Genomic DNA, 9,840 nt, shown 5'->3' on the forward strand with positions numbered 1-9,840 from the left:
TACAAGACAGAAGGGGGGATTGCCGAAGGGTTACTGCAGTAGAGAGATAGGGCCAACGGAGTTGAGCGCAGTCTTGACACACTACTGAGGAAGGTGATTGCTTGTGAAGAAATTATTAACGGTAGTTCTTTTGGCGGCACTGGTTTTGGCTGCGTCCACTGCAGCCATGGCGGCAGTGAGGGTTGGTATCTCCATGCCCACCCAGAGCTTGCAGCGCTGGAACCAAGACGGTGCCAACATGAAGGAGCGTTTTGAGGCCATTGGCTACGAAGTTGACCTCCAGTTCGCCAACAACAACGTAGCCCTGCAGGTTTCGCAGATCGAAAACATGATCCTCAACGGAGCTGACGTCCTGGTCATCTCCGCCATTGACGGCGCCTCCTTGGGTACAGTTCTGGAGATCGCCAAAGACGAGGGCATTCCGGTAATTGCCTATGACCGCCTCATTATGGAAACGGATGCCGTCTCCTACTACGCCACCTTCGACAACTACATGGTCGGTACCATCCAGGGCAAGTACCTGGTGGAAGCCCTTGATCTCGACAACCGCACGGATCCGGTGAACATCGAGATCACTGCTGGTTCGCCAGATGACAACAACGCCCGCTACTTCTATCAGGGGGCCATGGATCAGCTCATGCCTTACATCGAGGCTGGCAAGGTAGTGGTGCCCTCTGGCCAGATCGCTTTCGAGCAGGTTGCTACCTTAGAGTGGTCGTCCGAAAGGGCCCAGGCCCGCATGGATAACCTGATCGCTGCCAACTACGCCGGCGGTCTGAAGCTGCATGCGGTTCTCTGCTCCAACGACTCCACCGCCCTGGGTGTAACCAACTCCCTGATCGGCGCTGGGTTCACCAAAGAAGAGTTCCCGCTGATCACCGGCCAAGACTGCGACATCGCCAACACCAAGAACATCATCGCCGGCTATCAGGCCATGTCCGTCTTTAAGGACACCCGTACCCTGGCTGAGCAGGTTGTGAAGATGGTGCAGGCCATCGTCAACGGTGAAGAGCCTGAAGTCAACGACACCGAAACCTACTTCAACGGCGTATTCGTGGTACCAACATATCTGTGCGAACCGGTCTTTGCTGACATCAACAACTACGAGGAACTCCTCATCGAAAGCGGCTATTACACACGGGAGCAGCTGGGACTCTAAGCTTTCAGCTTTAGAAACCACGACGGCGAATGGGTGCTACACCCATTCGCCCGTTTAGGGTTCAGGAGGGTCACAATTGGCCAAGAAATTACTGGAGATGCACTCAATCACCAAGGAGTTTCCTGGTGTTAAAGCCCTCGACAATGTGAACATCACCGTTAACGAGGGAGAAATCCACGCGGTTGTTGGTGAAAACGGAGCTGGAAAGTCGACTTTGATGAATGTACTCAGCGGAGTTCATCCCTACGGCTCTTATTCTGGAGACATCTACTTCGACGGACAGCTCTGCCGGTTCCACAGCATCAAGGACTCTGAACGACTGGGAATAGTCATCATTCACCAAGAATTGGCCCTCGTTCCTTATCTGTCCATTGGCGAGAACATGTTCTTGGGCAATGAACGGCGGCGCCGCCGCGGGGTCGTTGACTGGAATGAAACGTATCAAAAGGCGGAGGAATATCTCAAGGTTGTGGGCCTTGAGGAGAATCCTCGGACGCTGGTGAAAGACATCAGCGTAGGCAAGCAGCAGCTGGTTGAGATCGCCAAGGCGCTGGCTAAGGACGTCCGGCTCCTCATCTTGGACGAACCAACCTCGTCGTTGAACGAAGGGGATTCGTTGAAAGTCCTGAATCTGCTGTTGACCCTGAAACGTGAGAGGGGCATTACCTCGATTCTCATCTCCCACAAACTCAACGAGGTCGCCTATTGCGCTGACCGCATCACCATTTTGCGCGATGGATCCACCGTGGAAACTCTGGACAAACACAAAGATGGGGTCACTGAAGAGCGGATTATCCGGGGAATGGTGGGCCGGGAGATGACTGAGCGCTATCCTCACCGTCCGCATACGATCCGCAGCGAAGTGGCTCTCGAGGTCCAAGACTGGACCGTATACCATGAGCTGTACACTGAACGCAAAGTGGTAGACAACGTTTCTTTCAAACTTCATAAGGGTGAAGTCGCGGGGATCTATGGACTCATGGGCTCTGGACGCACAGAGCTGGCTTTATCCATTTTTGGACGCGCCTATGGGTCGCGCATCTCAGGCACACTGATCAAGGACGGCCAGGTCTTGGAGCTGAACTCGGTACCCGAGGCCATTAACGCCGGGCTGACCTACGTCACCGAAGACCGGAAAGACAACGGGCTGATCCTGGGTAACAGCATCATGCACAACATCACCCTGCCCCGAATGGACTTCGTTGCGCCCAAGGGACGCATCGACCGAGACCTGGAGCGGCAGACGGCCAACCATTACCGCGAAGCTCTGGATATCAAGGCACCCAGCGTGGAGCAGCTGGTCAACAACCTTTCCGGCGGCAACCAGCAGAAAGTGCTGCTGGCCAAGTGGATCTACTCCAAACCGGACATTCTCATCCTTGACGAGCCCACCCGGGGCGTGGACGTAGGGGCCAAATACGAGATCTACCAGATCATCAACGACTTGGCGAAACAAGGCAAGGCCATCCTGCTCATCTCTTCTGAGCTGCCTGAGATCTTAGGCATGTGCGACCGGATTTACGTCATGGACAGCGGGCGCATTATTGCAGAGTTTCCCCAGTCGGAGGCCACCCAAGAAGGTATTATGAACTGCATCATGCAGCAAAGTAAGGGGGAGATCGGGGCATGAGTAGTCTCTGGACAACACTGCGGAATAATTTGCGGCAGTACATGATCCTGCTGGCGCTGCTGGCCATCATCATAGCTTTTCAACTGATGACCAACGGCACGCTGCTGAAGCCCATGAACGTTTCCAACCTCATATTCCAAAACGCCTACGTGGTTATTCTGGCCGTAGGTATGCTCATGTGTATTCTCACTGGCGGTAACATCGACCTGTCAGTTGGATCAGTGGTAGCCCTTATCGGTGCCTGTGCGGGAACCTTCATCATCAGCTGGGGCTGGAACTCGCACCTCACCATCCTGCTCTGCTTGTTGATCGGTCTGGCCATCGGGGCGTGGCAGGGCTTCTGGATCGCCTACGCGCGCATCCCCGCCTTTATCGTCACCCTCTCTGGCATGTTGGTGTTCCGGGGCTTAACCCTGATCGTGTTAGGGGGACTCACCCTAGCACCGTTCCCCAGCGACTTTCTCGCCTATTCCACTGGCTACATACCCGACCTGTTTCCGGGGATGAGCCTGTTTGGGTTGAGAAACTCCACCTCGCTCCTGATCGGCGTGCTCCTGGCCATCATCTACTGCATTTCCCAGATGCGGGGCTGGATTTGGCGCAAGAAGAAGGCCTACGAGGTGGAGAGCCCTTGGGTTCTTCTGCTGAAGATGGTGATCGTCTCGGCCGCTGTGATCTGGCTGTTTTACACCCTCGGGGCTTACCGGGGCGTACCCAAGGTGCTGATCATCGTAGGCATCATCCTCATCGCCTACAGCTACTTCACCACACACACTGTGATGGGACGGCACCTCTATGCCCTGGGCGGTAACGAAAAGGCGGCGCGGCTTTCCGGTGTAAAAACGACACAGCTGCTGTTCCTCGCCTATGTGAACATGGCCTTCTTGGCCTCCATCGCCGGCATTGTCTTTTCGGCCAGGTTGAACTCGGCCTCTCCCCAAGCGGGGCAATCCTTTGAGCTGGACGCCATTGCCGCCTGTTTTATCGGTGGCGCCAGTGCCTATGGGGGAATTGGTACCGTTGGCGGCACGCTGATCGGTGCCATGATCATGGGCGTTTTGAACAACGGTATGTCCATCATGGGCATCAGCTCCAACGTCCAGCAGGTTGTGAAGGGTCTCGTCCTCTTGGGAGCTGTGGCCTTTGACGTTCTGGGCAAACAGAGAATGCAGCTGCGCTTCCTGCCCTTTTTTGGCAGAAGGGCACCGAAACCGCAGGAAAGCGTTAAGCTGGAAGGGTAAGCAAGCAAAGAGAAAGCCTTGGGCAGCATCCACTGACCAAGGCTTTTTTTCTGTGCTCAACCGCCCCTTACCTGGCTAAGAAGCTCTGGACCTCAGCCAGGCTGGGCATGGCTGGAATGCCCCCTTTGCGGGTAACCACTAAAGCGCCAATGGCGTTGGCGAAGCGTACGCTTGCTTCCAGCTCCTCCAAGCTCCACTCCTCAAGGGCCTTGCCCCGCCGCAGGATTTCGTGGAGCATGCCCCCGAGAAAACCATCACCGGCGCCGGTGGCATCTACCGCCTGTACTGGAAATCCAGGTACAAGCCCGGTGAGATCGCCTAATCTAAAGAAGCAGCCGTCTTTGCCTAAAGTAACCAGAAGCAGACTCGTTCCATACTCCCTGACCAGCTGGGCGCTGCCCTGCGCGAGGCTGTCTGAGCCCGTAAGGAACTCCAGCTCCTCCCGGGAGATCTTCACAATGTCGGCCTGATCCATAACAGCCAGAATCTGGCGCTTCGCCTCCGCCAAGCTGGACCACAACGGAGGCCGGAGATTGGGATCATAGGAGATGAGCGCACCCCTTTCCTTCGCCCAGTGGAGAGCAGCCAAGGTCGCGCTGCGGGCCGGTTCATGGGTTAAGGATAGGGAACCGAAGTGAAAGATGGAAGCTGTAAGCTGCGCCCGATCCACTTCTTCCGGCCGCAGCAGGGTATCCGCCCCCGGGCTGCGGTAGAAACTAAAGGAGCGGTCTCCATCCTCGTGCAGATGCACAAAGGCTAAGGTGGTCTGGGCTGCCTCCTCCAGCACCAAGCCGTGGGTGGAAATGCCCCGGGAGGCGAGCACTTCCCGCAGCAAGCGGCCAAACTCATCGGCGCCCACCTTACCCAGGAAGGCGGTTTTCCTGCCCAGCTTAGCTAGACAGGCCAGGACATTGGCGGGGGCACCGCCGGGATTGGCCTCAAAGAGCGGATTTCCGTTCTCCGACAGGCCAGCTGGAGTAAAGTCGATGAGTATTTCCCCCAAGGCCACAACATCGTACATGCCACTCGCCCCCTAGTAACGAGAATCTGGCTTTTGGGGCCCGTTTTCTTCCGGGCTGCCCTAACCCTTATTTCTCCAGCAGCACCCATTTAGCCTTTTGCCCACCAAGTAAAATGACCCACCTGCCCGAAAGCTGGCAGGTGGGTTAGTACGTGTTACGCAGGATCAGCCATCAGTATGTATCTATGGTCCTAAAGGCTAGGGCCGCAGCCCCCAGTAGTACGGAGTTGTCGCCCAGGGAGCCGCGCAAAATGGGGATCTTTCTCCGGCCCGGTATGACCAAGGAGCCGTTGACCTGCTCCTCCAAACCATCGAGGAAGCCGGGGGCTAAGCCCACACCGCCCCCCACCACCACCGCCTGGGGATCAAAGCAGTTGATGGCGCCAATCAGCCCGCGGGCAAAGGCGTTCTTCACCTTGGCCAGGATCCCCTGGGCCAGGGCGTCCCCCGAAGCGGCACAGTCAAAAACGTCTTTGGCCGTTAAGCCGCCCTTTTCCTCCAGGATGGTGCGCAGGGACGAGGATGTCTTTCCCTTTTCCACGGCTTCCCGGGCTTGGCGGGCAATGGCTAGACCGGAACACAGCGCTTCCACACATCCCCGAAAACCGCAGGTGCAGGCGGGCCCGTCGAGGCTGATGGGAATATGGCCAAGCTCTCCAGCCTGGCTGTGGCTGCCCCTGAAGAGCTCCCCACCTATGATCACTCCGCCCCCCACGCCGGTGCTCACCGTATAGTACAAAATGCTGCCAAAGCCCCGGCCCGCACCATAGGTATACTCCCCTAAACCGCCCATGTTGGCATCGTTGTCGATTACGCAGGGCAGGGCAAACTCCCGCTCCAGTTCCCCGCACAGATCCACCTCTTCCCAGCCCGGCGCGTGCAGGGAAGCGAGGATGGTCTGGCTGGCAAAGTCCACCGGCCCGCCAAAGCCAATGCCGATGGCTTGCGGGCTGTGCTCACCCTTGGCCAGAAGCTCCCTAAGCTCAGCCCGCAGCCTGGGTAGAAGCCACTTGGCCCCTGCTTCCCTGTTGGTGCGGGCCCGCTGGTGCAAGAGGATTTCTCCTTCTCTGCTCACAACGGCCAAGCGGTACTGGGTACCACCGATATCTACAGCCACAACCGGCATCGCTGATCCTCCTTGGTTACTCCTGAGCCCTGAGTTTAGCCCACTGCTCGTAGCGTGCCACCAGTTCAGCGGGGCTGGCGGTGCCTGTGGTCCCGAGTTTGGTAATGGTGATGGAAGCAACCAAATTGCCCAGCAGGGCCGCATCCCAAACCGAGGCCCCTGCAGCCAAGCCCAGCACAATTCCGGCGCTGGTGCTGTCCCCCGCGCCCACAATGTCGATGGGACCAGTCACAGGGAAAGCGGGGATCTGCCGGACTTCCCCCTCGGCACACACCCACTGGCCCTGGTCCCCCACGGTGAGGAAAACCGGCCTTTGGGTCCTGGCGGAAAGGGCGCGCACGCTTTCTTCCGGCCGCTCAGCTGCGGTTTTGAGGCCCAAGACCCGCCCAGCCTCAAACTCATTGGGCTTGATGGCAACATGGCGGTACTCGCCAATGTTCCGCCGGGAATCCACTAGGATGATCAGGTCGGGATGGTCTTGGCCCAGCTGGCAGAGGGCAGAGCGCACCCGCTCGGTAACCAGGCCCAGGCCCTCCTGGTCCACCTGATCGGCAACGATCAGGGCGTGGTACTTGGGCGCTTCCGCCCGTAAAGCTTCGATCACCTGGTCCTCCAGCTCCCGAGGGAGCGGCGTCCAGTTCTTGAAATCAATGCGGTTCTGCTCCTCGCTAGCTTCCCTGGTTCCCCGCAGTGGTTTCATGTAGGTGGGGGTAAGCCGCGTGGGGCACTGGATCAGGTGCTCCATATTCACCCCCTGCTCCTCCAGGTGGCGCCTGAGCTCAAAACCGAAGCCGTCTGAGCCGATGACGCCCAGCGCGCCGATGGTGCCCACACCCAAAGCAGTGAGATTGTTCACCACGGTTCCCGCCGCCCCAGGGGAGGAATAGTGGTCTACCGCCTGGAAAGCGGTTTTGCCGGTTTCCAGGCTCACCTCATCCTTTTCTGGATCGATGAGGACGTAGAAATCCAGAAAGAAATCGCCAACAACCAGCACCTTGAGGTCGTTCGCCTGTTTGAGGATCCGGTCTAAAACACTGCGCTGCATGGCCTACTTCCCACTGTCCTTTTCCATGAAATAATAGGTGAGCAGGTGGACAACGATCATGTGCAGATCTTCAATGCGGCCCATGTGGTCAGAGTTCGCCTTGAACACCACGTCGCAAATCTGGGCCAACCGCCCGCCTCCCCTGCCCGTGAGGCCAACCGCGGTGATGCCCTGCTGCTTGCAGTACTCCAGGGCCGCAATCACGTTGGGCGAATTGCCGCTGCCGCTCAGGGCCAGCACCACATCGCCGGGTTTCACTACGTTTTTCAGCTGCTCCACGAAGATGTGGTTGTAGCTGGTGTCGTTGCCGTAGGCGGTGATGGTGCCCACGCTTTCGGTGAGGCTGAACACGGCAAAGCGCTTATTCCTTCCGTAGGAAGCGCCCTTGCCCAGATCCACCGCAAAATGGGAGGCCGTTAAGGCGCTGCCGCCATTACCCATAACCCAGATGAAACGGCCTTCTTCCCGGCACTTGGCGAGAAGTTCCAGTACTTCTTCGATAACACCCAAATCGATGTTCTCTATGGCCTGCTGGAGATCTTCTAGATAACTTACCATGAATTCACGCTTACCTTGCAGCATGGGTTGATCCTCCTCTAGCTCAGCTCCTGTAATCTTGCCCAGAGACTGGGAATGGTTGCTTGATGATCGCCTTCGATGTAGAAACTTGTGCCTCCGTCCCGCACGGTGCGGATCAGAATGGTCTTCCAGAAACGATGGTAGTACTGGGGTTGATCCTTTGTGGGTTCCACATGGTAGTCCCGGGATGTGACAGGCTGCAGATCAAAAACGGCAGTGGTGAAATTGCGGATCACCCGCCCTTCTTGATGGGCCACATTGCGGGCCATGGACAGGGCCTTGAGGTAAACCTCCGGACCCATCACCGCCGTGCCGATATTGAGCAGTACCCCCCCTTCCAAATTGCAGACGCTCTGGGCCAGAACGAGGAAGTCGGTGTGGGAGGCCTTACCGCTGCTGGCCCCATCGAAGTTGGGATGCTCGTGGATGATGTCCTGACCGATGGCGATGTGCACAGTGACGGGAACCTTGAGGCGGTAGCCGGCGGCTAAGATGCTCACGTCTCTATGTGGGTAGTCACCTTCAAAGATGTGCTTACCCAGGGCATAGCCAAAACCATAGCCCTTTTCCGCACCGGCTTTGACGATGTCGTTGATCCTGCCCGTTTCCTGCCAGAGGCCAAACTGCCCTGCGCTGATGTAGCGGGCCACGCTTTCTGTGGTGGCGCCAATCATGGCCAGCTCGAAGTCATGGATAGCGCAGGCCCCGTTGAAGCCCACATGGGTAACTAAACCTTTCTCCATGAGATCAATGATGAAGCGGCTCATCCCCGTTTTGATCACGTGCGCACCCATCATCAAGATGACCGCTGCCCCCCGCTTCCTGGCGGCGACGATGCGGGCCGCGATCTCCTTCAGGTCTGCATTTTCCATGGGCTGGGGGCAGCCCAGCTCCTTTACTTCAGAGACGTGCATGTCGTGCTTGCGTTCCGCAAGGGGCTTCAAATTAAGCTTGCTCAAGTCAAACGTGGGATACACAGGCTTTTCCCCCTCCCATTAACTCAGGAATCAGTTTTTCCCGGACGCGGTAATCGCCAATGATCACATCGGCGCCGGCTCGAACCAGTCTTGGGCGCTTCCAGGCATCAATACCCCGGCGCTCCCTCTCGTTGGAGGCAACTCCCACGGCAATGCCGCCTGCTGCTTTCACATTTTCGATTTCCACATAACCGTCCCCGAAACCCAAGAGCCCATGGCCGGAATCAATCTTAGGCAGGATCAACTCTCTGATCACCTGCTCCTTGGAGAAGTTTTCATAATCATCCAGGGCGCCGAAGATACCTCCGTTGAAATACTGGTCGATTTTCAAGGCCTGGGCTTCCTCCAAGACGTGTTCATGGTCAGTACCGCTGGCCAGATACAAGGTTAAACCGCGGCTGCGCAGCTCCTCCAAGAGCTCGATGCTCCCCGGCACCAGGTATTCTTCGGGGTCGGCAGCGCCGCAGGCCAGAGCCTCGCGGCGGTGGGCGATATGCGCCAGCAAGCGGCGGCTGTACTCGGCTTTGTACACCAGCGGATCTTCCGGCTGGCCCCCGTGTTTTCTTACCTCTTCCGCCAGCCGGATGCACTGGTAGATGGTCTGCTCGCCGGTGAGCAAGTCCACAAAGTCCTTCACCAGGTTATAGATCTCCGCTTCGGGCAGCCCGGAGACCGCGGTGAGGACTTCGGTAAAATAGCCGTACATGATGGGCTGCCACCCTTCCCGGATCAGGGACAGGGTGCCATCAAAGTCGAATAAGACTGCCTTAAAATCCCTGTGTATATCGGTATTAATCCACTCCAAATAAGACATTGCCTCTCCCCTTAGCCTGGTCAGTGCCTTGTGGTAAGCCTGAGCTTTTAATTTATTCATTGTATTAATTCACCGAAAGAATCAATATTCCTCCTTCACTCCCCAAGAAATCGAGTAGGTAGCCGCTAGGTGATCAGCCTAGCGGCTTTCCTCTCACAGAACGGTGCGTACGGGCCGCGTACACCGCTCCTGAAGAATCTACCGCCGTTCGTAGAACTGCGACACAATCCCGACACTGTACTTCGTGA

At 57.3% G+C, this 9,840-nt stretch carries 9 protein-coding genes; 3 read left to right on the forward strand and 6 right to left on the reverse strand.

What is annotated here, in order from left to right:
- The first annotated feature begins 130 nt into the window (after window positions 1-130).
- From chvE to mmsB, 3 genes are all read left to right on the forward strand, one after another.
- Entirely contained in the window at window positions 131-1,159 is a 1,029-nt protein-coding gene (gene chvE, locus ACE4YL_RS04425) for a multiple monosaccharide ABC transporter substrate-binding protein (protein ID WP_461359853.1), read from the forward strand.
- A 76-nt stretch (window positions 1,160-1,235) separates the two neighbouring features.
- Window positions 1,236-2,789: an ATP-binding cassette domain-containing protein gene (locus ACE4YL_RS04430; protein WP_461359850.1), complete on the forward strand. Its 1,554-nt coding sequence runs from the start codon at window positions 1,236-1,238 to the stop codon at window positions 2,787-2,789.
- Window positions 2,786-4,030: a multiple monosaccharide ABC transporter permease gene (mmsB, locus tag ACE4YL_RS04435; RefSeq protein WP_461369300.1), complete on the forward strand. Its 1,245-nt coding sequence runs from the start codon at window positions 2,786-2,788 to the stop codon at window positions 4,028-4,030. The genes ACE4YL_RS04430 and mmsB overlap by 4 nt, the downstream gene beginning before the upstream one ends.
- Window positions 4,031-4,097: 67 nt before the next feature.
- Here mmsB and ACE4YL_RS04440 read toward each other — a convergent pair whose 3' ends face one another.
- The 6 genes from ACE4YL_RS04440 to ACE4YL_RS04465 all read right to left on the reverse strand — a co-directional run bounded on the left by ACE4YL_RS04440 (window position 4,098) and on the right by ACE4YL_RS04465 (window position 9,592).
- Window positions 4,098-5,051: a PfkB family carbohydrate kinase gene (locus tag ACE4YL_RS04440; RefSeq protein ID WP_461369301.1), complete on the reverse strand. Its 954-nt coding sequence runs from the start codon at window positions 5,049-5,051 to the stop codon at window positions 4,098-4,100.
- Between the two features lie 172 nt (window positions 5,052-5,223).
- Complete coding sequence (locus ACE4YL_RS04445) at window positions 5,224-6,177, reverse strand: ROK family protein (RefSeq protein ID WP_461359908.1); 954 nt, start codon at window positions 6,175-6,177, stop codon at window positions 5,224-5,226.
- Between the two features lie 16 nt (window positions 6,178-6,193).
- Window positions 6,194-7,222 (reverse strand): bifunctional heptose 7-phosphate kinase/heptose 1-phosphate adenyltransferase, encoded by a 1,029-nt coding sequence (locus ACE4YL_RS04450; RefSeq protein ID WP_461367200.1) that lies wholly within the window; start codon window positions 7,220-7,222, stop codon window positions 6,194-6,196.
- A 3-nt stretch (window positions 7,223-7,225) separates the two neighbouring features.
- Window positions 7,226-7,804, reverse strand: coding sequence for a D-sedoheptulose-7-phosphate isomerase (locus ACE4YL_RS04455; protein WP_461358744.1), 579 nt, complete (start codon window positions 7,802-7,804; stop codon window positions 7,226-7,228).
- Between the two features lie 14 nt (window positions 7,805-7,818).
- Window positions 7,819-8,778: a GSU2086 family protein gene (locus ACE4YL_RS04460; protein WP_461359911.1), complete on the reverse strand. Its 960-nt coding sequence runs from the start codon at window positions 8,776-8,778 to the stop codon at window positions 7,819-7,821.
- A complete protein-coding gene (locus ACE4YL_RS04465) occupies window positions 8,762-9,592 on the reverse strand; it encodes an HAD family hydrolase (protein WP_461358742.1) in 831 nt (276 codons plus the stop codon). The genes ACE4YL_RS04460 and ACE4YL_RS04465 overlap by 17 nt, the downstream gene beginning before the upstream one ends.
- Window positions 9,593-9,840: the final 248 nt, after the last annotated feature.

It is taken from the genome of Candidatus Darwinibacter acetoxidans (assembly GCF_041936445.1).
In the GTDB taxonomy this organism is placed as follows: Bacteria; Bacillota; Limnochordia; order Darwinibacteriales; family Darwinibacteriaceae; genus DTU010.

Bases quoted from the DNA above. Each gene is read 5' to 3' on its own strand.
- mmsB (WP_461369300.1), top strand. From the start codon at position 2,786: ATGAGTAGTCTCTGGACAACACTGCGGAATAATTTGCGGCAGTACATG.
- ACE4YL_RS04440 (WP_461369301.1), bottom strand. From the start codon at position 5,051: ATGTACGATGTTGTGGCCTTGGGGGAAATACTCATCGACTTTACTCCA.
- ACE4YL_RS04445 (WP_461359908.1), bottom strand. From the start codon at position 6,177: ATGCCGGTTGTGGCTGTAGATATCGGTGGTACCCAGTACCGCTTGGCC.
- ACE4YL_RS04450 (WP_461367200.1), bottom strand. From the start codon at position 7,222: ATGCAGCGCAGTGTTTTAGACCGGATCCTCAAACAGGCGAACGACCTC.
- ACE4YL_RS04455 (WP_461358744.1), bottom strand. From the start codon at position 7,804: ATGCTGCAAGGTAAGCGTGAATTCATGGTAAGTTATCTAGAAGATCTC.
- ACE4YL_RS04465 (WP_461358742.1), bottom strand. From the start codon at position 9,592: ATGTCTTATTTGGAGTGGATTAATACCGATATACACAGGGATTTTAAG.